Origin of the sequence: Streptantibioticus ferralitis (genome assembly GCF_029223525.1) — a bacterium.
Classification (GTDB): Bacteria; Actinomycetota; Actinomycetes; order Streptomycetales; family Streptomycetaceae; genus Streptantibioticus_A; species Streptantibioticus_A ferralitis.
In genome coordinates this window covers 1-24,801 of the sequence record NZ_JARHTQ010000014.1, presented here as the reverse complement: position 1 = coordinate 24,801, position 24,801 = coordinate 1, and the positions used below count along the sequence as shown (strand labels likewise).

The following is a 24,801-nucleotide window of genomic DNA, read 5'->3' as shown; positions in this document are numbered from 1 at the left end:
AGATGACTGAGCGTCAGAAAGATCGTCCGTGGCTGATGCGGACCTACGCGGGGCACTCCTCCGCCGAGGAGTCCAACGCGCTGTACCGGCGCAACCTCGCCAAGGGCCAGACCGGGTTGTCGGTCGCGTTCGACCTTCCGACGCAGACCGGTTACGACCCCGACCACATCCTGGCCCGCGGCGAGGTCGGCCGGGTCGGGGTCCCGGTCGCTCATCTCGGCGACATGCGGCGGCTGTTCCAGGACATCCCGCTGGAACAGATGAACACCTCGATGACCATCAACGCCACCGCCATGTGGCTGCTGGCGCTCTACCAGGTGGTCGCAGAGGAGCAAGGTCTCGACAAGGAGGCCATCGGCAAGCTCCAGGGGACGACGCAGAACGACATCGTCAAGGAGTACCTCTCGCGCGGGACGCATGTCTTCCCGCCGGGCCCGTCACTGCGGCTGACCACGGACATGATCACCTACACGGTGAACCAGATCCCCAAGTGGAACCCGATCAACATCTGCAGCTACCACCTGCAGGAGGCGGGAGCCACTCCGGTCCAGGAGATCGCCTACGCGATGTGCACCGCGATCGCGGTGCTCGACGCGGTCCGCGACTCCGGCCAGGTACCGGCGGATCGTTTCGGCGATGTGGTCGCCCGTATCTCGTTCTTCGTCAACGCGGGCGTCCGGTTCATCGAGGAGATGTGCAAGATGCGGGCCTTCGCCCGCCTCTGGGACACCATCACCCGGGAGCGGTACGGGATCGAGAACCCCAAGCAGCGCCGCTTCCGCTACGGCGTCCAGGTCAACTCGCTGGGCCTGACCGAGGCCCAGCCGGAGAACAACGTCCAGCGCATCGTGCTGGAGATGCTCGCCGTCACCCTCGGCAAGGACGCCCGCGCCCGTGCCGTACAACTCCCCGCCTGGAACGAGGCGTTGGGCCTGCCGCGGCCCTGGGACCAGCAGTGGTCGCTGCGCATCCAGCAGGTCCTGGCGCACGAGAGCGATCTGCTGGAGTACGAGGACATCTTCCGCGGCAGCCATGTCATCGAGGCGAAGGTCGACGAGATAGCCGAGGCGGCCGCCGCCGAGATCGAGCGGGTCCAGGAGATGGGCGGGGCCGTCCCGGCGGTGGAGTCCGGCTATCTCAAGTCGCAACTGGTCGCCTCGCACGCGCTGCGCCGGGCCCGTATCGAGTCCGGCGAGGACAAGGTCGTCGGGGTCAACAGCTTCGAGACCACCGAACCCAATCCGCTCACCGCGGACCTGGACGCCGCCATCCAGACCGTCGACCCGGCCAATGAGGCGCTGGTGGTCAAGGCCCTCGCCACCTGGCGCGCCGAACGCGACGCGGCGCGCGCCCAGTCCGCCCTGGCGGCGCTGAAGGAGGCCGCGGCCACCGACGCCAACCTCATGGCGGCGACGTTGGAGTGCGCACGGGCCGGAGTCACCACGGGCGAGTGGTCCTTCGCGCTGCGCGACGTCTTCGGCGAGTTCCGCGCCCCCACCGGCGTGAGCAGCGCGCCCGTCGCGATCGCCCCGGAGGCGGGCACCCTGCTCGCCGAGGTGCGCCACAAGGTGGCGGTCACCGCCGAGGAGCTCGGCGTCGGCAAGCTGCGGCTGCTGGTCGGCAAGCCCGGCCTGGACGGCCACTCCAACGGTGCCGAGCAGATCGCGGTTCGCGCCCGTGATGCGGGTTTCGAAGTCGTGTACCAGGGAATCCGGCTCACCCCGGAGCAGATCGTCACGGCCGCGGTGGCCGAGGACGTGCACTGCGTGGGGCTGTCGATCCTGTCGGGCTCGCATCTGGAACTCGTCCCCGAGGTGCTGCGGCTGCTGCGCGCCGCGGGGGTGGAGGACACACCGGTGATCGTCGGCGGCATCATTCCGACGGCGGACGCCGAGGCCCTGCGCGCGAAGGGCGTCGCAGCGGTCTTCACGCCGAAGGACTTCGGCATCACCGAGATGATCGGCAGGATCGTGGACGAGATCCGCCGAGGACACGGTCTCGGGAGCCTGGGGGCTGGCCCCCTGACCAACTCCGCTTCGCACCAGGAGGCTTGACCCCATGCAATTCGGCCGCACCTACGAGGAGTTCACCGTCGGCGACGTCTACCGGCACTGGCCCGGGAAGACGGTCACCGAATACGACGACCACCTCTTCTGCCTGCTCACCATGAACCACCACCCGCTGCACATGGATGCCAACTACGCCGAGCAGACAACTGATTTCGGCAGGAACGTCGTGGTGGGCAACTACATCTACTCCCTGCTGCTCGGAATGTCGGTGCCGGACGTCTCCGGAAAGGCGATCGCCAACCTGGAGGTCGAGTCGCTGCGGCACGTTGCGCCGACCTTCCACGGCGACACCATCTACGGCGAGACCACCGTGCTCGACAAGTGGGAGTCGAAGTCGAAGAACGACCGCGGCATCGTCTATGTGGAGACCAAGGGCTACAAGCAGGACGGCACGCTGGTGTGCGTGTTCCGCCGCAAGGTCATGGTGCCCACGGCCACGTACATCAAGGAACGCGGCGGCGAGCAGCCCGGCCGCCCCGAGCTCGACGCCCAGGAGAAGTAGACCATGAGCCGCCTGCAGCAGACCGAGGGCCTGACCGACATCCAGCGGGAGATCCTCTCCACCGTCCGGGATTTCGTCGACAAGGAGATCCTGCCGGTCGCCACCGAACTCGAACACCGCGACGAGTACCCCACGCAGATCGTCGAGGGGCTCAAGGAGTTGGGCGTCTTCGGTCTGATGATCCCCGAGGAGTACGGGGGTCTCGGTGAGTCCCTGCTCACGTACGCGCTGTGCGTCGAGGAGATCTCCCGCGGGTGGATGAGCGTTTCCGGCATCATCAACACCCATTTCATCGTCGCCTACATGCTCAAGCAGCACGGTACACAGGAGCAGAAGGACCACTTCCTGCCGAAGATGGCGGCCGGTGATATCCGCGGTGCGTTCTCGATGTCCGAGCCGGGTCTCGGCTCCGATGTTTCCGCCATTCGCACCAAGGGCGTCCGCGACGGCGATGACTATGTCATCAACGGCCAGAAGATGTGGCTGACCAACGGTGGTTCCTCGAATCTCGTGGCGGTGCTGTGCCGCACCGACGAGGGCCATCCGGAGGGCGCCGCACCGCACAAGTCGATGACGACCTTCCTCATCGAGAAGGAGCCCGGCTTCGGCCCGAACGCCAAGGTCTCCGGGCTCACCGTGCCCGGCAAGATCGAGAAGATGGGCTACAAGGGCGTGGACACCACCGAGTTGGTGCTGGAGGACGTACACGTTCCGGCCGACCGGGTGCTCGGCGGTCAAAGTGGCCGCGGTTTCTACCAGATGATGGACGGTGTCGAGGTCGGCCGGGTCAACGTGGCGGCGCGCGGCTGCGGTGTGGCGCGGCGGGCCTTCGAGTTGGGGGTGGCCTACGCCCAACAGCGGCACACCTTCGGCAAGCCGATCGCACAGCACCAGGCGATCCAGTTCAAGCTCGCGGAGATGGCCACAAAGGTGGAGGCCGCCCATCAAATGATGATTAACGCGGCCCGTAAGAAGGATTCCGGGCAGCGCAACGACCTGGAAGCCGGCATGGCGAAGTACCTCGCCTCGGAGTACTGCAAAGAGGTGGTGGAGGACGCCTTCCGCATCCACGGCGGGTACGGCTTCTCCAAGGAGTACGAGATCGAGCGGCTGTACCGTGAGGCGCCGATGCTGCTGATCGGTGAGGGCACCGCCGAGATCCAGAAGATGATCATCGGTCGGCGCCTACTGGAGGAGTACCGAATCCAGGGCTAAATGTCCAGTTTTGTGACATTTATCCGCGAAAAAGATCACACCCGGTCATCGGTTTGCGGCCACCGACTCGCCCTTGAGCTTGCCGAGTTGCTGGTCGCAACCGATACCATCGGAAAAAGCCGCCGTCCCCATTTCTCTCCGCGGCAATCCTCCGCTACGAAGGTCATCCATGCCCCACAGCCCATCCTCTGCACAACGCGGCCGGGTCCGCCTCGCGCGTGGAGCGTCGCCGTGGCTCCTCCCGACCGTCGCCACAGCAGCGGTCAGCCTGACCCGCGCCCGACGTTCCGGCCGCTGGGCGGCTGTGGCCGTACCGACCACCGCCCTCGCGGCGGGCATGCTGTGGTTCTTCCGCGATCCCGAGCGTGAGATCGCTCACGGCCGCGTCATCTGCCCGGCAGACGGCGTGGTACAGAGCATCATGCCGTGGAAGGACGGCCGCACCCGCGTCGCGATCTTCATGAGTCCGTTGAACGTCCATGTGAACCGCGCCCCGCTGGCCGGCACGGTGACCTCCGTCGAGCACATCCCCGGCGGATTCGTCCCGGCGTTCAACAAGGAAAGCGAGAACAACGAGCGGGTCGTCTGGCACTTCGACACCGAACTCGGCGACATCGAGATGGTCCAGATCGCCGGTGCCGTCGCCCGGCGCATCGTGCCCTACGTCACACAGGGCACCAAGGTCGAGCAGGGTGAGCGGATCGGGCTGATCCGCTTCGGCTCACGGGTCGACGTCTACCTGCCGGAGGGGATCGAGCCGGCCGTCGAGGTCGGCCAGACCACGCAGGCTGGGGTGACTCGCCTTGACCGTGATTGATCCCGACACACAACCTCCCTGGGTGGCCGAGATCGACGAGGACGACACCGACGACATGCCGGTGTCCACCCGGCTGTCAATAGCGGACACCCTCACCCTCGGCAACGCGACCTGCGGCTTCATGGCGGTGTACTTCACCACCACCGGCGTGCTGGTCCCCCATCTGATGGGCCGGACCGACGGCGGCATGGCCCGGCACAGCGCCGCCACCGCCGTGATGCTGATGCTGCTCGCCTCGGTCTTCGATCTCTTCGACGGCCTGGTGGCGCGCAAGCTGCGCAGCTCGGCGATGGGCGCGGAGCTGGACAACCTCTCCGACCTGATCAGCTTCGGGCTCGCACCGGCGTACTTCGTGGTCGTCTGGGGCATGGTCGCCGACGACGGGCATCAGCACGTGTCCGCCGTCGCGGCGATCGTGGTGGTGCTGGCCGTGGTGCTGCGGCTGGCGAGGTTCTCCTGCACCACCATGAAGGACGGCATCTTCCAGGGCATGCCGAGCCCCATGGGAGCGCTGACGATCGTCTCCGCGACCCTGCTCCAGCTTCCGTTCCTGCCCACGCTGGCGATCATCGTCGGCGTGGCGTGGCTCATGGTGAGCCGGGTCGAGTACCCCAAGCCGCGCGGAAGGCTCGCGATCGCCACCCTGTGCTGGATCTTCATCAGCATGGGCTGCCTGGCGGCCTGGGCGGCCGACTCTCCGGCCGCGCAGGTACTGCTGCAGGCCGGTGCGGCGCTTCAGGTCGTGATGGCGGCGGTCATCCCGCTGTTCGCCGCGTTCCGGCGGGTGAACACGATCCGGGGCAACCGGCGCGACGCCCGCGCCGAGCGGGCTCGCCTGCCGCTGGGCTGACGGTCCGCTCGCGCTGATGCTCCACCGTTCCATACCGCCCGCCCACCCGTTGTCGCGGTACGGCTCCGCCCCACAGGGCAGCCGTGCACGACGGTGCCTGTCGGCACCGGCAACGGGCGGGCGGGCGGAACATTTTCTGAGCGGCAGGTCAGTGCGCTGACAACAGGAAGTCGTCAGCGATCCGCTCGGCCACCCGCTCCAGGAGCGGCCCCGCTTCCGCGATGCAACGCGAGACGTCCGGCTCCAGCTCGGTGAGCGCGTAGGCGCGGCGGATCCCGGCCGCCCCCAGCTCGGCGGGCGGCAGCGCCAGCCGTCCGCAGACCGCGACGACCTCCAGCCCTCGGGCGCGCGCCGCCTGCGCCACCCCGGCGGGCGCCTTGCCGTGCAGCGTCTGCGGGTCAAGCGACCCCTCGCCGGTGATCACGAAATCGGCCCGGCCCAGCGCCTCGGCGAAGCCGAGCAACTCGAAGAGCACCTCGACCCCGGGCCGGAACGCGGCCCCGAGGCCGACCAGCGCCCCGTAGCCGATGCCGCCCGCCGCGCCAGCGCCCGGCGCCTCGGCGGCCTCCACCGCGCGGTCGCCGATCGCCTCGCCCAACACCTCCACGTACCGCCCCAGTGCCGCGTCCAGCGTCGCCACATCGGCCGCCGAGGCGCCCTTCTGCGGGCCGTAGACGGCCGGGGCACCCTTCGGGCCGCGCAGCGGGTTGTCCACGTCGCTGGCCAGTACGATCTCCGCCTCGGCGAGCCGCGGGTCAAGACCGCTCAGGTCGGCCGTGGCGAGCGAGGCCAGCGCGGCGCCGCCCGGCGCGACCGGCCTGCCGTCCGCGTCGGTGAACGCCGCGCCGAGCGCGGCCAGCATTCCGGCCCCGCCGTCCGTCGTGGCGCTGCCGCCGACGCCGAGCACGACGGTGCGCGCTCCGGCGTCGAGTACCGCGCGCAGCAGTTCTCCGGTTCCGTAGGTCGTCGCGGTGAGCGGCGCGAAGACGCCTTCCGGCAGGTGCCGCAGACCGGATGCCTCGGCCATCTCGACTACGGCCGTCGTGTCGCGCAGCGCGTAGGCCGCCGTGACCGGATCGCCCAGCGGCCCGGTGACCCGCACGGTGCGGCGTTCGAATCCGGCGGCGACCGCCGCGTCCACCGTGCCGTCACCGCCGTCGGCGACCGGCAGGAGCTCGACGCGCAGGCTGGGCACGGCCCGGCGCAGACCAGTGGTGACGTGCTGGGCCACCTCAGCAGCCGTGAGCGACCCCTTGAACTTGTCCGCGGCGATCAGCACGCTGCGAATTTCTGCCACCTTGCACTCCCCAGGAGTTATGTCGCGCCGTTCGGACCATATCCGTCCGGTAGGCCCGCTGCCCATGGTCACCGTCGGCGAGCCGCCTTCCGTAGCACTTCATATGCAGACATAGCGGGGCAGCATGAGCCCTCTGGGTGGCTGTTCGTGATCGCCGCCGACGCCCTCCTCGCGCTGGCCGCGCTCCTCGCACATGCCGTGGCGATCGCCTTCAGCCGTTTCGGCCTGATTCGGCTCGGCCGGGAAGTCGTACGCGAACGGAAGCGCGACACCGGGGAGTTCGACAAGAAATCAGCGGCGACCGGCGCGTTCATCGGCACAATGGGTGCGTGCCGCAATACGCCGAGATACAACTCGACCAGAACACCTCCGTGCGCCTGGAACTGGCGCCGGTCGGGGTCCCACCGCAGCCCGCTCCGGCGGCCGATCCCGCGGACCCGGGCGCCGACCTGCCCGACGGCATCGCCGGCTCTGCCCCCGTCGGCCGGGCGAGCGCCGCCGCCTCCGCGCTGACCTCCGAGGCGTTGCGGCTCACCCTTCGGCCGCTGGGACCGCTGCTCCAGGAGGTGCATGACTCGGTCAGTGCCATCAAGAACCCACCGCAGGAGATCAGCGTCGAGTTCGGCGTCCAGATCGGCCAGGACCTCAAGCTCGGCATCGTCGGGGCGGGTGGACACGCGAGCCTGACGGTCTCGGCGAGCTGGCAGGTCTGCCCGGATTCGGAGTGAGCGCGCATGGCATGGTTCCGCGCCAACGGGCAGGCCGCCGCGGGGGTGCACGGCGCCTTCGTCTCGGTGTTACGTGACCGCGACCGGCTGGCCGCGGGTGGCGGTGTTCTGCTGACCGAGCGCCATCTGCTGACCTGCGCCCATGTGGTCAACGTGGCTTTGGGAAAGGAGCTGTTGGAGCCCGCCGATCCAGGGCCGGTGCGGATCGGGGCCGTCTTCCCCGGCAGTGGCTCCCGCGATCCGCACGAGGCCCGTGTCACCCACTGGGTGCCGCCCCGCAGGACCGGGGGCGGGCTGGACTGGAGCGGCGATCTGGCGGTGCTCGAACTCGACGGCCCCGCGCCCGTGGTGCCGCCGCGCTGGTCGGAGATGGTGCCGGGGCAGGGCGTCCGCGCCTGGCACGGCGGCGGGCACGCGGCCACGTTCGTCGAGGTCACGGTGAAGGAGTGCGACGGTTGGATCGGCTACGTCGACGGTGAGCTGTCCGGCGCGGCGATCGGCCCCGGCTACAGCGGTGGACCGCTGTGGTCGGAACGCGAGGGCGCGGTCGTCGGCCTGGTGGCGGCCCAACTCCAGGCGCCGGACGGGCCGTTGGCGGCGCACCATGTGGTGCGACGCGGTTGGGCGATCCCCTGGCAGGCGGTGCGCGCGGAGCTGGAGTCCGCGGGCGCGGGCCCGCTGCTGGCCTCGGCCGACGACGCCGAGGACGCCGATCGCGTTCCGCATCAGCTGCTTCCGCCGCTGGCCGCGCTGCTCAGCGACCCGGCGGAGCGCGCCGACAAGGCCCGGCGGCTGGCCGAGCAGTGCGGACTGCACGCCCTCGACGACGGATCGGCGCCCACGTACGAGGAGTTGGCGACGGTGCTCACCGAGCATCCGCGCGCCCTGGCCTCGCTTACCGAGGTGCTCGCGCCGACGGCGCACAGTGCCCGGGCCCGCGAAGCCATCGACATCCTGCACGCCACCGGTCCGCTCGTCGCGGGGGCCCGGCTGCTGTCGTACGCCGAACACCACCACCTGTTGGTCCAGTTGAAACAGCAGGCCAAACTCGACCCGGCGCTGCTGCCGGGCGCCGCACGGGGCGCCCTCGCCTACGCGGAACTGCCTGAGCCGGTGCGGGCTGCGAGAATCACACCGGAGGCGGTCGACGGCGCGGTGGGCGCGCTGGAGGAGCTCGGCGACAGCGGGCGGGTGCCGGACGGCACACCACGGGTCCCCGCGCTCTTGCGGGTGGCCGAGTACGTGGCGGCGGCGCTGCGCGGCGAAGCACTCGATGAGCTACGCGGTTGGAGCGATCAGGTCGCGACCCGGCTCGGCATCCACCCGGCCGCCCTGGCCGAGCGCCGCGCGGACGCCAAGGCATGGGCGTCCCGCCGCGACACCGACAGCGGCCGTACCGTCGTCCGGCTCACCCGCCGTCCCGGCGATCCGGCCGACGCGTTCCGGTGCACGGTCTGGCGGATGGCTCCGGACGGCACCGCCTCCCGCGCCTCGACGGGTGAGGACCGTCCGCTCGCCGGCCCGGAGATCGCCCGCCTGGTCCGGGACGCGGTCGCGCCGGACGGGACGCAGGCGCCGTTGGTCGAAGTGGTGGTGGACCGCGACGCGTTGCGGCTGCCGGTGGACGAGTGGCGCGAGGCCGAGCCGGACGACCTGGACCCGTACGGCATCTTCGCCCCGGCCGCGCTCGGCGCCGACTTCCGTGTCGTGCTGCGCTGCCCGGAGCTGCGCCGTAGGTCCCCGACCGGCACGGCCGACCTGCGCCGCCGCTGGGCGGGATCCCGTACCGAGGAGACGCTGGTCATCGATGAACTCACCGATGACGTACGGGCGTTGAAGGATATGCTCAACAAGACCCGGCAGCGTTCGACCGGCCGGGTGGTGCTGCACGGCTCCCCCGCCCGCCGGGCCCATCTGCTGCAGGTGTGCCTGTTCATGGGCGTGCCGGTGGTGCTCTGGGATCGGGCGACGGCCGGGCCGGAACAGGCGCACCACCTCCAGGAGATCGATTCTGCGGGCCCGCTGGACTCGCTGCCGGAGCGGGTCAGGGACTTCCGCGTCGATGTGTACGCCGACCCGGAGCGCACCGTGCGGCCCTCACTGGTCTGGGAGGATCCGGACCGACCGCTCCCTGGTGAACTGCGGCTCGCGGACCCGCTGGCAATGACGGAGGAGAAGTGAACGGCACAACCGATGACGGCGACTGGCGGCTGTTCCGCGGCGACGGCACGGCCCGCGACACCGTCTTCCCGGAACCGCCGCCATGGCGACGGTTCGGCGACGCGCCCCAGCCGCAGGCGCCGCGGCCCTACCTGATCGGCCGGGCGGAGTCCGATGTCGTCAACGCGGCACTGCATCTGCGCCGTCCCTTGCTGGTGACCGGTCACCCGGGCACCGGCAAGTCGTCGCTGGCCCGTGCCATCGCCCATGAGCTCAACCTGGGACGGGTGTTGACCTGGCCGGTCAACAGCCGTTCCGCCCTCCAGGACGCGCTGTACCGCTACGACGCGATCGGGCGGCTGCGCGAGACGGCGCTGCACCGCGACCGGGGTGAGCAGTCGCTGGAGCCCGGGATCGGTTCCTTCGTACGGCTCGGGCCGCTGGGCACCGCCCTGCTGCCGAACGCCAGGCCGCGGGTGCTGCTCATCGACGAGCTCGACAAGGGCGACGTGGATCTGCCCAACGATCTGCTGGCGGTCTTCGAGGACGGCTCGTTCGAGATCCCGGAGCTCGCCCGGCTGCCGCGCGAGCAGTCCGAGGTCCAGGTGTTCCCCGACGATCCGGACGGCGCTCCGGTGCCGGTGGTGCGCGGTCGGGTGTGCTGCACCCAGTTCCCCGTCGTGATCATCACCAGCAACGGCGAGCGGGACTTTCCGCCCGCCTTTCTGCGGCGCTGCGTACGGCTCGATCTGCCGGACCCGGACGAGCAGCGGCTGCGCGAGATCGTCATCGCACACCTCGGTGAGGACGCGCTCGACGCCGTCGACGGTCTGCTGCAGGACTTCCTGGCCCGCCGGGCGCCGGGCGAGCTGGCCACTGACCAGCTACTGAACGCGGTGTTCCTGCGCGCGGGCGGGGTCGATCTGGGCGCCGAGGGCCTGCTGGACGCCGTACTGCACCGGCTCGGCGGGGCGGTCTGACTGCCATGCCGGGGCGGGTTCAGCGGGTGCTTGCCGACTGCGGGGTGGACCTGTCGCCGGAGGAACTGCTGGACGCCTTGTGGCTGGCCCACCGGCTGCCCGCCGGTGCCTCGGCACCGCTGGCCCGGGCGCTGCGGGTAGCGGGACCGGCCGCGCCGGTCGAGCGTGCCGAAGTGGCCGGGAATACACCTTCCCTAGGGGAGGAGCGGGCCGCGGAAGCTGAGGCGCCGTCCGGTCAACTCGGCTCGCCGGGTGCGCTGCACGCGAGCGCCGCCGCGGTGCGGCCGGCCGAGGCGAAGGTGAAGGCACCGCTGTCCGCGCTGGCGGTACGCGCGCCGGAGGAGAAGGCGCTGGGGACGGCCGAGTTGCGGCTGGGCCGCGCACTGCGGCCACTGAAGCAGCGGCATCCCGGCGGGCGCCTGATGGAGCTGGACGAGCGGGCGACCGCCGACGCCATGGCGGAGACCGGTCTGCCGGACCTGGTGCTCCGCCCGACGGGCGAACGACGCCTGGATCTGGCACTGATCGTGGACGACGGTCTGTCGATGCTGCTGTGGCGCAGACTCGCCACCGAGTTGCGGTCGCTACTGGAGCGGCTCGGCGCGTTCCGTTCCGTACGGGTGCACGGGCTGGACACCCGGGGTGCGGGTGAACCGGCGCTGCGCGGGCGCCCGTTCGTGCCCGGGGCGGCCGCCCTGGCGCCGGGCTCGGTCGCCGATCCGACGGGGCGGACACTGGTGCTGGTGATCAGCGACGGGGTGGGCGCCGCCTGGCGGGACGGCCGGATGCGCGGGGTGCTGGAGCGCTGGGCGGACTGCGGGCCGACGGCGGTCATGCATGCGCTGCCCGCCCGGATGTGGGACACCTCCGGTATCCGGACGGAGGACTGGGAGGTGACGGTTCGCCGGACCTGGGCGGCCAACCGCGCCTGGCGGGTGGCCGATCCGGTACTGCCGCCGGAGTTGGCCCCGTTCGACGGCATGCCGATTCCGGTACTGGAACCGGAGCCCGCGTCGGTCGGGCGGTGGGCGCGACTGATCGCCTCCTCGGGGGGCAGCGAGATGCTGCCACTGCTGGCCGATTCGCTGGACGAGTCCCCGCGTCCCACGGGGCGGCCCCCCGCCAACGGCGATCCGGTGCTGCGGTTCCGCAGTGCGGCCTCCCCCGAGGCGTACCGGCTCGCCGCGCATCTGGCGGCGGTCGCGCCGGTCTCCGTCCCGGTGATGCGGCTGGTGCAGTCGGCGGTGCCGTGGCGGGCCGAAACGGCGCATCTGGCCGAGGTGTTCCTGGGCGGCCTGATGCGGCGTACCGACAGCGGAGGCAGCAGCACCGGACCACAGCATCAGAGCTTCGACTTCACCGACGACGCCCGCTCGATCCTGCTGGACACCGTTCCCGCCGCCGAACTGGCCCGCACCAACAGCGCGGTGGCGGATCGGCTGGGCGAACTCGTGGGTCGCTCACCCGACTTCCCCGCCTGGCTCGCACACCCCGGCGGGGCGGATGAGGTGGCCGGCGGCGCGCAGCCGTTCGCGGAGCTGGACGCGCGGCTCATGCGGCACCTGGGGGCGCCCGTCGCCCGCCCCGCACGACGGCAGAAGGGCTGGGGGGCGCTGAGTCCTCATGACCCGCGGGCCCTCGGCCCGTACGCCTTGCACGCGCGCAACGACAGCAGTGGCTTCGCCGTGCTCTATCTCGGCCGCGACGAAGCAGGGGGCGCGACTGTGCTGCGCGTGCCCAGGACCGCGGACCGGGAACAGGCCCGCCACCTCACACAGCGGACGGCCTTGGCGCTCGCGCGGATGGGCGGCAGGTACGCGCCCGCCCTGCGCGGTTACCAGGTGGACGACGCGCCGTACTGGACGGCCGAGGAGTACCTCACGACGTCGTCCGGCGAGCCCGCGCCCACCCTGCTGTCCTTCATGCGGGAGAGGGGCCTCGCACCCGGCTCGGGGCCCTGCTACGAGCTGAGCTGGAACCTGGCGCAGGCGGTGAGCCGCTGCCACCACAGCGGCATCGCCCACCGCGCGCTGACCCCCACAGCCGTCCTGGTCCCGGGGGTGTCATCGGTACGGCTCGTGAGTTGGCCGCGCGCCCTCGTCGACCCGCCGGGCGACGAGCTGCGGGAGGCCACCGCCTCCGACGTCTACTCGCTGGGCGCGCTGCTCATCGCGGTCAACTCCGGCCCGGGGCCGTGGACTCTGTCCGACGGTGAGCTCCGCGGATCCGAGTCCTGGCTGCCGCGGGTACCCGAATCCGGGCTACGGGAGATCCTGGGCCGTTGTCTCTCGCCGAACCCGGCGGCCCGGCCGACCGCCCGCGAGGTGTCGGACGCGTTCGCGGCCCGGATGCCGGGCGCAGCGGTGGAGTGGACGTCGCCGCTGGAGGCGCCCGGAGCACGTGACCGGTTCGCGCTCGCCGGGCCGGGGGCTGGACCGGCTCCGGCACCGGCACCGGCTCCGGCTCCGGCTGGCGGGATCCCCGCACCGATCGTCGAGGCGCCGCCGCCGTCAGCGCGGCTGTGGGTTCCGCAGCGCCGTACGTCCTGGGGCAGGCAGACCCAGCAGCGGCAACTCGAATTGATCCAGCGGCCGTTGGACCGCTGCCATCGGATCGTCGTCGTCAGTGCGCTGCGTTACGCGGGCGCCTCCACCACGGCCCATGCGCTCGGCGCGCTTCTGGCGTCCGTACGGCAGAACAGCAGGGTGGTCCTCATCACCAGCGATCGCAGATGGTTCGCCGGAAGCGATGCCTCGGGCCTGCGCATCCCGCGGATCGAGCGCAATCCCGACGGACCGCTGAGCACGCCCAGGAGTTATCGGGGGCTGGTCAACAGCCTGCGCGGCGAGTGCGATGTCCTGATCACCGACACGGACGGCGAGATGCCGCTGCCCAGCGGATATCTGACGGACTCGCTGGTGGACCAACTCGTCATCGTGGCGGCGCCGTCGAGCAGGCGGGCCACCGCCGTGGACGCCACGGACGCGCTGTTCGAGCGGGTCGCCGAACATGCCTCGGAGCGGCTCATCGCGCAGAGCATCGCGGTCATCTCCCAGCACCACGGCAGCGCCGGTGCGCAACGGGACCTGTCCGATCGGCTGCGCGGCCGTTGCCGGGGCTTTGTGACCATCCCGTCGGACGGCGGACTGGCCGGGGGCCGCTTCCCCGATCCCGCCCTGCTGCGCGGGGTGACCCGGGAGCGGTACCTGGATCTGGCCGCCCTGGTCGCGGAGGGCTTCCCGGGCTGACGGACGGTAACTCTGCCCTGTTCAGGCCCGGTTGTCAGACCGCCGTGCGAGGATCGGGGCAGTACTTCGCCAACGGACAGTGCGTGGAGATCGGAACACGAGCGGGAGACGACGAAGGGGGTTGACGATGTCCGAGTCCCTGTGGGGTGGCGCCGAGCTGGACCTCGACGCGTACCTGGGCCGTATCGGCTACGACGGATCACTGCGGCCGACACTCGACACCTTGCGGGCGCTGCACCGCAGACATCTGGACGCGATCCCGTTCGAGAACCTGGAGATCGTGCTCGGGCGTCCGGTGCCGTTGGACGTGGTGAGTACCCAGGCCAAGCTGGTCGGGCAGCGGCGCGGCGGCTACTGCTTCGAGCACAACCTTTTGTTCGCGGCGGTGCTGGACCGGCTTGGATACTCCTTCACCGGTCTGGCGTCACGGGTCCGGATGGGCGTCAGGCAACTGCGGGCCACCACTCACATGCTGCTGCGGGTGGACATCGCGGGTGAGGACTGGCTCGCCGATGTCGGCTTCGGTGGCGACGGCCCGCTGGAGCCCATCCCTTTGCGCACGGGCAGCGAACTCCGGCACGGCGGCTGGACGTTCGACCTGGTGGAGGAGGAGCCGGGAGTCTTCCTGCTGCGTACCCGGCACCAGGACGGCTGGTTCGATCTGCACGCCTTCACGCTGGAACCGCGCTACCCGGTCGACTACGGGCTGTTCAACTACTACACCTCAACCCATCCGCGCTCGCCGTTCACCCCGCGCATCATCGTGCAGCGCAACGGCCCGGATGTCCGGCGCACCCTGGTGGGCCAGGAGTTGCGGACGGAGCGCCCGGACGGCAGTGGGCAGCGGCACGACGTCCCGGCGGACGAGTTGCCCGATGTCCTGGCGAAGGTCTTCGGGATAGAACTCGGCGCCCAGGACGCCGAGTCCATACGCGACCGCCACCGCTGACGGTCACGAAGTCACCGGCCGACCGCGTACCCCTGCATTCCGCGTGGATTGGCGGCCGCGCTGAGGACACCGGTGGCCGGGTCGCGGGCCACGGCGCACAGCCTGCCCTCCGTCCAGGGGTCGCCGACCGTGACGTGGTGTCCGCGGGCGCGCAGTGCGGCGATCGCCCCCTCCCCCATCCGGGACTCGACGGTGACGCTGCCGGGCCGCATGGCCCGGGGGTGGAACGAACTGGGGAAGCTGTCGTTGTGCCAGTTCGGCGCGTCGATGGCGCCCTGTAGATCGAGTCCGGAGCGCACACCACGGCGCAGCGCCACCGCCAGGAAGAAGTGCAGGCTCCACTGGTCCTGCTGGTCGCCGCCGGGGGTGCCGAAGGCCAGCACGGGCTGGCCGTCGCGGAGCGCGAGAGACGGGGAGAGGGTGGTACGGGGGCGGCGGCCGGGGGTGAGGGAGTTCGGCAGCCCGGGCTCCAGCCAGGTCATCTGCAGCCGGGTGCCCAGGGGGAAGCCGAGTTCGGGGACGACCGGGTTGGACTGCAGCCAACCGCCGCTGGGGGTGGCGGCGATCATGTTGCCCCAGCGGTCGACGACATCGAGATGGCAGGTGTCGCCGTGGGTCGCGCCGTTCGACGCGACCGTGGGTTCGCCCGCCCCGGCGACGGCGAGCGGGTCCCAGGTGCGCTCGCCCTCCTCGCCGGTGGCGGCGCGGTGGACGTGTCGGGGCAGGCGGGGGGTACGGCCGCCGGGGCTTCCCGGGCGCAGTTCGCAGGATGCGGTGTCGCCGATGAGTCGTCGGCGGTCGGCCGTGTAGGAGTCCGAGAGGAGGTCGTCCAGGGGAACGGTGCCTGGTTCGGCGTCGCCGTACCAGGCCTCACGGTCGGCCATGGCGAGCTTGGCGCCCTCGATGAGCAGGTGCGGGTAGTCCTCGGCGCCGTACTCCAACGCGTCGGGCAGCAGTGCGAGTTGCTGGAGGAAGACCGGGCCCTGGCTCCATGGGCCGGGTTTGGCGATGGTCCAGCCGTTCCAGTCGTAGGTGGCCGGCGCCTCGTAGGAGGCGGACCAGTTCGCCAGGTCGTCGCCGGTGAGCACTCCGGCGTGCCGCTCCCCCGTGGTGTCGAGGGCGGGGCGGGCGGCGAAGGAGGCGAGCGCTTCGGCGATGAAGCCCTCGCGCCAGACCTGCCGGGCGGCGTCGATCCGGGTCTCCCGGCCGCCGGGCGCGGCTTCGGATTCGGCGATGAGGCGGCGCCATGTGCGGGCCAGAGCAGGGTTCTTGAGGAGTCGCCCGGGGGCCGGGGAGCGGCCGCCGGGCAGGTAGAGCTGGGCGGAGGTGGTCCATTCACGGGTGAACAGGTCACGTACCGCTTCCACCGTGCCGCCGAGGGCTTCGACGGCGGGGTGCCCGTGCTCGGCGTACCCGATGGCGTAGGCCAGTACGTCGGCGAGGGACTTGGTGCCGTGGTCGCGTAGCAGGCGCAGCCAGGCGTCGAAGGCACCGGGCACGGCGGCGGCCAACGGACCGGTACCGGGGACGAGTTCGAGGCCGAGTGCGGTGTAGTGGGCGATCGTGGCGCCCGCGGGCGCGGGTCCCTGACCGCACAGCACGCGTATCGCGCCGCCTGCCGGAGCGAGGATGATCGGGACCTCTCCGGCCGGGCCGTTGAGGTGCGGTTCGACGACGTGCAGCACGAAGGCCGCGGCGACGGCGGCGTCGAAGGCGTTGCCGCCGTCCTCAAGTACGGCCATGGCGGACTGCGAGGCCAGCCAGTGGGTGGACGACACCATGCCGAAGGTGCCCTGGAGGGTGGGGCGCGTGGTGAACACGCTCAGACCCTGGGGATGTCGAAGTAGGACAGCAGTCCTCCGGCCAGCCGCAGGTCGCCTTGCATCCTGAGCTTGCGGGTGAGGAACAGGGCCGGTCCCGAGGCGTTGCCGGAGGCGAGCCTGAGCAGTTCCGGTGCGGCCATGGTGAGCGTCAGCCGGGCCGGCCGGTCGGTGCCGTGTGGTGTGACCACGCACCGGCCGTCGGCGATGTACGTCTCGTAGGTGTCCAGGGTGTTCCCCGCCCCGGTGATCCGCCACCGCACCAGCGCCGTGCGGTCGCCCGCCTCAGCCGGTTTGAACAGCGTCTCCATACGGCGGAACAGTTCGTCGAGCACCCGCCTGCGGTGTGGCCCGGCCATCACTTCGGCGGTCCTTCTGGCGGGCGTGTTCCGCACGATGCGGGCGAACTCGCCGGGTTCGACCGAGCGCAGATCGAGGGTGCCGAAGTCGAGATCGAGGTCGTCGCTGGTTGCCATGGCGGGCACCTTTCTGACTTCCCGGAAGCCTACTGATCGGTAAGGCTAGGAGGCCCCTCTACCAGCCGCAAGACGGCCCCTACCAACCGTGGGACGCCCGGGCGGAGCCGCCCGCCCGGCCCCGCCACAGTGCTTTGAGGACCGCGCGCGCCGCGTAGAAGCCGGACATGCCGTGCACCCCGGGGCCCGGCGGCGTCGCGGAGGAGCACAGGAAGACCGCCGGGTCGCTCGTGGCGTACGGGACCCGGCGCAGGTTCGGGCGCAGCACGGCCCGCAGTCCGGCGGTGGAGCCGCACGCGTAGTCGCCGCCGACGTAGTTGGCGTTGCGACTGGCGAGTTCGGCCGGGCCGCTGATCGCGCGGGCCAGCACGCGGTCCCGGAACCCGGGTGCGAAGCGTTCGATCTGCCGCTCGATGGCCTCGGTGGCATCGCCCCGCCAGCCGTTGGGCACCCGCCCGTAGGTCCAGAAGACGTGCTTGCCCTCGGGTGCCCGGCTCGGGTCGATCAGGGTGGGCTGGGCGGCCAGCAGGTAGGGGGCGTCCGGCGCGCTGCCGTGCAGGGCGGGTTCCAGCCCCGCCTGGACCTCGCTGAGGGTGCCTCCGACATGGATCGTGCCCGCCCGTGCGGCCTGCGGGGACCGCCAGGGCACCGGCCCGTCCAGCGCATAGTCGATCTTGAACGCGGCGGCGCCGTAGCGGAAGCCTCGGTAGCCCTTCTTGAGCCCGGCGATCTTCACCAGCGCGGTGGGCGAGGTGTCGAAGACATAGGCCCGGGCGGGCGGCAGTTCCTTCAGCGAGGTCACCGTGGTCGCGGTGTGGATCGTCCCGCCGAGGTCGGTGAGGTACCCGGCCAGCGCGTCCGAGATGGCCTGGGAGCCACCGCGGGCCAACGGCCAGCCGACGGAGTGCCCCGCGAGCAGGAACATCAGCGCGGCGCCGCCCGTGGCCAAGCCGCTGAGCGGGGTGCTCAGATGGCAGGCCGCCCCGGCGATCAGGGCGCGCGCCGGAGCGTCGTGGAAGCGGCGGGCCAGCACCGCGGCCGGCAGCCCGCCCAGCGCGGCGAATCGAGCGAACCGCAGCGGACTGCGCGGTAGGCCGTCCCACTGGGTGCGCAGCACATCCCGTGCCAGTTCGTCCCAGTGGCCGAGGAACGGCGCGAGCATCCTGCGGTAGACGCCCGCGTCGCGCGGGCCGAGCGAGGCGGCCGTCTCACCGACGGCGCGGGAGAGCACCGCCGCGGAGCCGTCAAGGAACGGGTGTGCCATCGGCAGCTCGGGGTGGACCCACTCCAGGCCGTACTTGTCCAGCGGCATCGTCTTGAAGGCCGGGGAACCGATGCCGAAGGGATGCGCCGTCGAGCACGGGTCGTGCCGGAATCCGGGCAGCGTCAGTTCCTCGGTGCGGGCGCCGCCGCCCACCGTCTCCCCCGCCTCGAACACCTCGACCGCCAGCCCGGCCCGGGCCAGCTCGATCGCCGCGGTCAGCCCGTTGGGCCCGGCACCGATCACTACCGCTTCCGTCGTCGCCGAGTGCGTAGTCACAGCACCACGGTGCCAGACGGCCGGGCGGATCCGCAGGCCGGGCCTTGCCGCGGCTACTCCTCCGCCAGCAGGGCGATCAGTCGGCGAGCGGTGGTGTCGTCGCGGGCGGTGGCGAACGGCAGGGCGTTGCCGCCCGAGATCTGGAACGGCGCGCCGGTCGGCGTGGGGTTGGTCCCGCCTGCCTCGCCGACCAGCAGCACGCCCGCCGCGTGGTCCCAGGGCGCCTCCCAGGTGCAGACGAGCCCGTCGGGTTCGCCGCGCGCCAGTTGCGGGTAGGGCACTCCGACCGCGGTGCACGTCCGGGTGCGGATCCCGGCACGGGTGAGCCGGTCCAACTGCCGCCGTCGGGCTTCGCCGCCGGAGGTGAGCGAGGTCGTCACCCGCGGCGTGCCGGACGGGGCCATGGGCGCAAGGCGTACCCGCTCGCCGTTGACGTACGCGCCGTCGCCGCGGCGTGCGGTGGCCATCAGGCGAGCGCCGGAGCGTAGGTCCATGAGGCGCTCGGCTGACCGTCCTCGACGAGGGCGACCAGGGTGGCGAAGTGCGGATCGCCGCGGACGAAGTCGGCCGTGCCGTCGACGGGGTCGACGATCCAGACCGGCGTCCGGCCGTGCAGCCGGTCCAGCAGCGCCGGGTCGCTGTGCGCGGCCTGCTCACCGACGACCAGCGAATCGGGCAGCAGCACCGTCAGCGCCTCGGTGAGCCGTTCCTCCGCGCGGCGGTCGGCGGTGGTCACCAGGGGTTGCGGACCTGCCCTATCGACGATGTCCTCGGCCGCCAGCCGACGGAACCGGGACATGACCTCCTCGGCCGCGACGGCCCTGATCGTCTCGCCGACCGCGACGTCATCCATCTCCGTCCCCTCGTCCGCACCGACGTTCCGCTAGGCCAGTGCCGGGATCACACACTCACCATAGGCATCGATCACCCCTTCCCGGTCATCGTGCATCGCGTAGAGGGCGAACTGGTCGACGCCGAGCTCGCGTAGCCGCCGCAGCTTCTCCCGGTGCGCCTCGGGCGGGCCCAGCACGCAGAAGCGGTCGACGACGGTGTCGGGGACGAAGGCCGTGTCAGGATTGCCGACCCGACCGTGGTGGCCGTAGTCGTAGCCCTGGCGCTCACTGATGTAGGCGGTCAACTCCTCGGGCACCACGTCGGAGTGCTCGCCGTAGCGCGCCACCAGATCGGCGACATGGTTGCCGACCATGCCGCCGAACCACCTCGACTGCTCCCGGGCGTGCGTGAGTTGGGCCTCGGAACCGTCGGTGACATAGGCGGGCGCGGCCACGCAGATGGTGATGTCCGCCGGGGCGCGCCCGGCCTCGGCGGCGGCCGTGCGGACCGCCTTGATCATCCACTCGGCGAGGAAGGGGTCGGCGAGTTGCAGGATGAAGCCGTCCGCCTGGCGGCCCGCGAGGGCCAGTGCCTTGGGGCCGTAGGCGGCCATCCACACCGGCAGGCGGCCGCCCCTGGCCCAGGGCAGGCGCACTGGTGTGCCGTCCACGACCGTCTCCCGGCCTTCCGCCAGGTCCCGGATGACGCCCATCGCCTCGCTCAGCGTGGCCAGGGTGCTGGGCCTGCGGCCGGTGACCCGCATCGACGAGTCGCCGCGGCCGATCCCGCACACGGTGCGGTTGCCGTACATCTCGTTGAGCGTCGCGAAGGTGGCGGCGGTGACCTCCCAGGAGCGGGTGCCCGGGTTGGTGACCATGGGGCCGACGATCAGCCGCTCGGTGTGTTCCAGCACGCGGCTGTGGATGACGTAGGGCTCCTGCCACAGCACGGTGGAGTCGAAGGTCCAGCCGTAGCGGAAGCCGTTGCGCTCGGCGCGGCGCATCAGGCCGACCACCGCCGAGCCGGGCGGATCCGTCTGCAGGACCAGTCCGAAGTCCATCTCCCCGGCCTCCTACTGTCTCGTGAGGTACTGACAGATACCACGCGGCTGGTACTGGCCGTGGCCCGCGCGGCCGACGTAGGAGCGGGCGTCGATGACCAACTCGCCGCGCGACAGCACGGTTTCCACCTGCCCGGTCACCCGCCTGCCCTCGTATGCGGAGTAGTCGACGTTCATGTGGTGGGTCTCGGCGGAGATGACCTGCTCGGCATGCGGGTCGTAGACGACGACGTCGGCGTCGGCGCCCGGGGTCAGCGTCCCCTTGCGCGGATAGAGGCCGAACATCCTCGCCGGGGTGGCGCAGGCCAGCTCGATCCAGCGGCGGCGGGTCAACTTCCCTTCCACGACAGCCTGGTGGAGCAGATCCATCCGGTTCTCCACGCCCGGCAGGCCGTTGGGAATCCTGGAGAAGTCACCGCGGCCGAGCTCCTTCTGCCCGCTGAAGCAGAACGGGCAGTGGTCTGTGGAGACCACCGACAGGTCGTCGGTGCGCAGCGCCCGCCACAGCGCCGCCTGGTGCTCGCGCGGGCGCAGCGGTGTGGAGCAGACGTACTTGGCGCCCTCGAAGTCCGGCTTGGCCAGGTCGTCGGCGGACAGGAAGAGGTACTGCGGGCAGGTCTCACCGAAGACGTCCAGCCCCAGGTCACGGGCGTGCGCGAGCTCGGCGACCGCCTCGGCCGCGGAGACGTGGACGACATACAGCGGTGATCCGGCGACCCTGGCCAGTTGGATGGCGCGATGGGTGGCCTCGGCCTCCAACAGTGCCTTGCGCACCTCGCCGTGGTAGCGCGGATCGGTCCGCCCGGCGGCCAGTGCCTGCTCGACGAGGACATCGATGGCGATGCCGTTCTCCGCGTGCATCATGATCAGCCCGCCGTTGCCGGCGGCCCGCTGCATGGCGCGCAGGATCTTCCCGTCGTCGCTGTAGAACACCCCGGGATAGGCCATGAACAGCTTGAACGAGGTGCATCCCTCCTCGATGAGCAGATCCATCTCCTTCAGGGTGTGCTCGGTGACGTCGGCGAGGATCATGTGCAAGCCGTAGTCGATGGCGCACTGCGCATCGGCCTTGGCGTGCCAGGCGTCGAGCCCCTCGCGCAGTGAGTGGCCGACGGCCTGCACCGCGAAGTCGATGATGGTCGTGGTGCCGCCCCATGCGGCCGCGCGGGTCCCGGTCGCGAAGGAGTCCGACGCGAAGGTGCCGCCGAACGGCAGCTCCATGTGGGTGTGCGCGTCGACTCCGCCTGGAATGACGTACCTCCCGGTGGCGTCGATCGTACGGTCGGCGCTCCACCCGGCGGCCGCGTCACTGCCGTGCGCGGCCAGCGCCGCGATCCGGGAGCCCTCGATGAGGACGTCGGCATGGACCTCGTCGGCGGCGGTGATCACCAGTCCGCCGCGGATCGCGGTACGTGCGGTACGGGTCATGGTGTGGCCTCCCCCTCGCCGGGCCGCGGGCTGTGTCCTTGCAGTCCCTCCAGTGCCGCGCGAAGCGCCACCTCCAGGATCCCGGCACCCTCCTCCGCCTCGGCGACGGTGAGGGTGAGCGGCGGCGCGATGCGCAGCACATTGCCCTCACGACCGCCCTTGCCGATCAGCAGTCCGCCCTCCCGGGCGGCTTCCAGGACCGCGGCGGCTGCCTGTGGCGAGGGCTCGTCGGTGTCGGGCTCCACCAGTTCCACGCCGATCATCAGGCCGCGCCCGCGTACTTCGCGCACCAGGGGCGAGCTGGCGGCGATCGAGGTCAGCCGGGCGGTCAGCAGTCCGCCGACCCGGCGGGCGTTGCCCTGCAGGTCGTGCTCCAGCAGGTACGTGAGGTTGGCGAGCGCGCCCGCCGTGGTGACCGGGCTGCCGCCGAACGTCGAAATGGAGTTGGCGGTAAGGCAGTTCATGACGTCCTCGCGGGCCACGACGCCGCCCATGGACAGCCCGTTGCCGATGCCCTTGGCGAAGGTCAGGAGGTCCGGGGGCCCTGACTGGCCGTGCGCCTGCCAGCCCCAGAAGTGCTCTCCGGTGCGTCCCCAGCCGGTCTGCACCTCGTCCGTGATCCACAGGATGCCGCGCGGGGCGAGGACTTCCCGGAACGCGGCGAGCAGCCCGTCGGGCGGTCCGGTGAACCCGCCCACGCCCTGGATGGGTTCGGCGACCAGCGCGGCCACGGATCCGTTGGCCTGTCCGAGGATGTCCTCCAGGTCGCTGACGCAGGCCGCGATGAACTGGGCGTCCGTCAGCTGGGCGTAGGGGCCGCGACTGCGGACGCCGCCGTGGACGTAGAGGGTCTGCAGCGGTGACAGGCTCGTCGGCGACCAGCTGGAGTTCCCGGTGATGCCGACGGTGGAGAACGACCGGCCGTGGTAGCTGTTGCGCAGCGCCAGCACCTGGTTGGACCTGGTGTAGGTGGTGGCCAGCAGCAGCGCGGTGTCATTGGCCTCGGTGCCGGAGGTGGTGAAGAAGACCCTGGCGTCCGGGATACCGGACAACCGCGCGATGCGCTCGGCGAGTTCGACCGCGGTGCGGTTGAGGTAGAGCGTCGAGGAGTGCAGGATCCTCGCGGCCTGGTCGCTGACGGCCTTGGTGACCTCGGGCAGCGCATGGGCGGTCATCGTGGTGAGGATGCCGCCGAAGAAGTCGAGGTACCTGGTGCCTTCCGCGTCCCAGACGTGCCGCCCCTCGCCGTGGGTGATCTCGATGGGCTGCTGGTAGTACATGGCCAGCCAGTCGGGCATGACGGCGCGGTGGCGGGCGTGCAGGGTGGCGTGGACACCGCTGCCGGATGTGGAGGTTTCGGTCATGGCCGTCATAACGATCAGGCCTCCACAAGGTCGCCACAGGCGTCGGGACAGCGGTCCCGGTGGAACGCCCACTGCCGCCTGACCACGTCGATCATCCCGAAGTCGAGATCCAGGACCACGAGTTCCTCCTCCTTGTCGCCGGCGGTGTCGCCGAAGGACCGGCCGCGCGGATCGACGCAGTACGAGGCGCCGTGGAAGTCGACGCCCCCGTAACCCTCGCGTCCGACACGGTTGACGGCGGCGACGAAGTACTCGTTGGCGACCGCGGCGGCGGGCTGTTCCAGCCGCCACGGACAGGCGGACAGACCGGTTGCGCCCCGGCGAGCCCGAGTTGCCGCGCGGGTGTGGTGCTCATGGTTGGCGATCACCGATTCGGTGCCACCGGTCCAGTTCGCCTGGACGAGTGCGGCGCGTACAACCGTTGGCATCAACAGCTCCTCTGACGCGACGTCACGCCGCGTCTACGCCCGTAGATCGCGGCTGAGGGAAAGACCGTAAGAGCCCGCAACCCACTGTGGCAATACCACCGACAATCCTCAACGGAGCGAAAGGGGAGCCGGGGGCTCGCCCCGGGACTCCATCCGCCGATTCAACAGGCAAACTTGCAAGTTTGCCTGTTGATCGCCTACGGTACGGATATGGCGGAAAAAGCAGTGAGCCCCGAGGCCCGCGCCGCCGACACCGCGACGGAGCTGTCGGTCACCGTGGGGCAGCTGATGCGACGGCTGCGCGCGGAGTCCCCCGAAGGCGCCCTCACCCCGACCCAGCGCTCGGTCATGGGCCGTCTGGACCGCGACGGACCGGCCACCACCGCCGCACTGGCGCGCGCCGAACATGTCCGTCCGCAGTCCATGCGCCTCACCCTCGGCGCGCTGGAGGAGCAGGGCATGGTGACCCGCGCCCCGCACCCCACCGACGGGCGGCAGGTGGTCTTCTCCCTCACCCCGGACGGCCGCAACGGCGTGACCTCCGTGCGGCACGCCAAGCAGACCTGGCTCGCCGAGGCCATCGCGAACGCCCTCGACCCCAGGGAGCAGCGCACCCTGACCGAGGCCGTCGCGCTGCTGAAGCGACTGGCCGAATCGTGATCCGCACCGGAACACGCGCCACGGCAGCCCGGCCGCACACCGGTGACCAGGCTGGATTCGGGCCGAGATTCATCACCCCGCTGCTCCTCGGATCGGTACTGAACCCGATCAACTCCACGATGATCGCCACGGCGTTGGCGTCCATCGGCGCGGAGCTGGGGGTGGGCGCCTCGCAGACGGCCTGGCTGGTGGCCTGCCTCTACCTGGCGAGCGCGATAGGCCAGCCCGCGATGGGCCGACTCGCCGACCTCCTAGTAGTGCTTGGTCAGATTGGTATTGGGGTGGGTATGTCGCGGTGGCATGTGGGGCAGGCGCCGGTCCAGGTTGCGAGGAGTGTCTGTATCTCGCGGATGACTGAGTAGAGGCTCAGGCCGGC

19 protein-coding genes and 2 pseudogenes are annotated in these 24,801 nt (G+C 71.0%); 12 read left to right on the top strand and 9 right to left on the bottom strand.

Annotation, left to right across the window (positions count from 1 at the left end; all coding sequences use genetic code 11):
- The first annotated feature begins 2 nt into the window (after positions 1–2).
- The 5 genes from P2L57_RS21365 (at position 3) to pssA (ending at position 5,453) form a co-directional block, all read left to right on the top strand.
- Entirely contained in the window at positions 3–2,054 is a 2,052-nt protein-coding gene (locus tag P2L57_RS21365) for an ethylmalonyl-CoA mutase (protein ID WP_275816933.1), read from the top strand.
- Between the two features lie 4 nt (positions 2,055–2,058).
- On the top strand, positions 2,059–2,571 hold the full coding sequence (locus P2L57_RS21360; RefSeq protein ID WP_275816931.1) for a MaoC family dehydratase: 513 nt from the start codon (positions 2,059–2,061) through the stop codon (positions 2,569–2,571).
- A gap of 3 nt (positions 2,572–2,574) precedes the next feature.
- Positions 2,575–3,786 (top strand): acyl-CoA dehydrogenase family protein, encoded by a 1,212-nt coding sequence (locus P2L57_RS21355; protein WP_275816929.1) that lies wholly within the window; start codon positions 2,575–2,577, stop codon positions 3,784–3,786.
- 169 nt (positions 3,787–3,955) lie between these two features.
- Complete coding sequence (locus P2L57_RS21350) at positions 3,956–4,603, top strand: phosphatidylserine decarboxylase (RefSeq protein WP_275816927.1); 648 nt, start codon at positions 3,956–3,958, stop codon at positions 4,601–4,603.
- Positions 4,590–5,453, top strand: a complete 864-nt coding sequence (gene pssA / locus P2L57_RS21345; protein ID WP_275816925.1) for a CDP-diacylglycerol--serine O-phosphatidyltransferase — start codon at positions 4,590–4,592, stop codon at positions 5,451–5,453. The genes P2L57_RS21350 and pssA overlap by 14 nt, the downstream gene beginning before the upstream one ends.
- 148 nt (positions 5,454–5,601) lie before the next feature.
- Here the strand turns inward: pssA and P2L57_RS21340 are convergent, their stop codons facing one another.
- On the bottom strand, positions 5,602–6,732 hold the full coding sequence (locus P2L57_RS21340; RefSeq protein ID WP_372515847.1) for a glycerate kinase: 1,131 nt from the start codon (positions 6,730–6,732) through the stop codon (positions 5,602–5,604).
- A gap of 347 nt (positions 6,733–7,079) precedes the next feature.
- Between P2L57_RS21340 and P2L57_RS21335 the strand changes: the two genes are divergently transcribed.
- The 5 genes from P2L57_RS21335 to P2L57_RS21315 all read left to right on the top strand — a co-directional run bounded on the left by P2L57_RS21335 (position 7,080) and on the right by P2L57_RS21315 (position 14,815).
- The gene (locus P2L57_RS21335; protein ID WP_275816921.1) at positions 7,080–7,478 is read left to right on the top strand and encodes a CU044_2847 family protein; all 399 of its coding nucleotides are present in this window, start codon (positions 7,080–7,082) and stop codon (positions 7,476–7,478) included.
- 6 nt (positions 7,479–7,484) lie between these two features.
- Positions 7,485–9,659: a VMAP-C domain-containing protein gene (locus tag P2L57_RS21330; protein WP_275816919.1), complete on the top strand. Its 2,175-nt coding sequence runs from the start codon at positions 7,485–7,487 to the stop codon at positions 9,657–9,659.
- Entirely contained in the window at positions 9,656–10,618 is a 963-nt protein-coding gene (locus tag P2L57_RS21325; protein ID WP_275816917.1) for an AAA family ATPase, read from the top strand. The genes P2L57_RS21330 and P2L57_RS21325 overlap by 4 nt, the downstream gene beginning before the upstream one ends.
- 5 nt (positions 10,619–10,623) lie before the next feature.
- A complete protein-coding gene (locus P2L57_RS21320) occupies positions 10,624–13,866 on the top strand; it encodes an SAV_2336 N-terminal domain-related protein (RefSeq protein WP_275816915.1) in 3,243 nt (1,080 codons plus the stop codon).
- Positions 13,867–13,993: 127 nt separating this feature from the next.
- Entirely contained in the window at positions 13,994–14,815 is an 822-nt protein-coding gene (locus P2L57_RS21315; protein WP_275816913.1) for an arylamine N-acetyltransferase family protein, read from the top strand.
- Between the two features lie 11 nt (positions 14,816–14,826).
- Here the strand turns inward: P2L57_RS21315 and P2L57_RS21310 are convergent, their stop codons facing one another.
- The 8 genes and pseudogenes from P2L57_RS21310 to P2L57_RS21275 all read right to left on the bottom strand — a co-directional run.
- Positions 14,827–16,635 (bottom strand): gamma-glutamyltransferase family protein, encoded by a 1,809-nt coding sequence (locus P2L57_RS21310; RefSeq protein ID WP_275816911.1) that lies wholly within the window; start codon positions 16,633–16,635, stop codon positions 14,827–14,829.
- A 2-nt stretch (positions 16,636–16,637) separates the two neighbouring features.
- Complete coding sequence (locus P2L57_RS21305) at positions 16,638–17,111, bottom strand: SCP2 sterol-binding domain-containing protein (RefSeq protein WP_275816909.1); 474 nt, start codon at positions 17,109–17,111, stop codon at positions 16,638–16,640.
- 79 nt (positions 17,112–17,190) lie between these two features.
- Positions 17,191–18,651, bottom strand: a complete 1,461-nt coding sequence (locus P2L57_RS21300; RefSeq protein ID WP_275816907.1) for a phytoene desaturase family protein — start codon at positions 18,649–18,651, stop codon at positions 17,191–17,193.
- A 53-nt stretch (positions 18,652–18,704) separates the two neighbouring features.
- Positions 18,705–19,504: pseudogene (locus P2L57_RS21295) on the bottom strand (inositol monophosphatase family protein).
- A 30-nt stretch (positions 19,505–19,534) separates the two neighbouring features.
- Complete coding sequence (locus P2L57_RS21290; protein ID WP_275816905.1) at positions 19,535–20,545, bottom strand: TIGR03842 family LLM class F420-dependent oxidoreductase; 1,011 nt, start codon at positions 20,543–20,545, stop codon at positions 19,535–19,537.
- 12 nt (positions 20,546–20,557) lie between these two features.
- Positions 20,558–21,973 (bottom strand): dihydropyrimidinase, encoded by a 1,416-nt coding sequence (gene hydA, locus P2L57_RS21285; protein WP_275816903.1) that lies wholly within the window; start codon positions 21,971–21,973, stop codon positions 20,558–20,560.
- Complete coding sequence (locus tag P2L57_RS21280) at positions 21,970–23,337, bottom strand: aspartate aminotransferase family protein (RefSeq protein ID WP_275816901.1); 1,368 nt, start codon at positions 23,335–23,337, stop codon at positions 21,970–21,972. Before P2L57_RS21280 ends, hydA begins: the two co-directional genes overlap by 4 nt.
- Positions 23,338–23,351: 14 nt before the next feature.
- Positions 23,352–23,645: pseudogene (locus P2L57_RS21275) on the bottom strand (nitrilase-related carbon-nitrogen hydrolase); the annotation flags it as partial.
- Positions 23,646–23,975: 330 nt separating this feature from the next.
- Between P2L57_RS21275 and P2L57_RS21270 the strand changes: the two are divergent.
- Together P2L57_RS21270 and P2L57_RS21265 are read left to right on the top strand one after the other, a co-directional pair.
- Entirely contained in the window at positions 23,976–24,425 is a 450-nt protein-coding gene (locus P2L57_RS21270) for a MarR family winged helix-turn-helix transcriptional regulator (protein WP_275816897.1), read from the top strand.
- Positions 24,422–24,787, top strand: a complete 366-nt coding sequence (locus P2L57_RS21265; protein ID WP_372515826.1) for an MFS transporter — start codon at positions 24,422–24,424, stop codon at positions 24,785–24,787. Before P2L57_RS21270 ends, P2L57_RS21265 begins: the two co-directional genes overlap by 4 nt.
- Positions 24,788–24,801 lie beyond the last annotated feature (14 nt).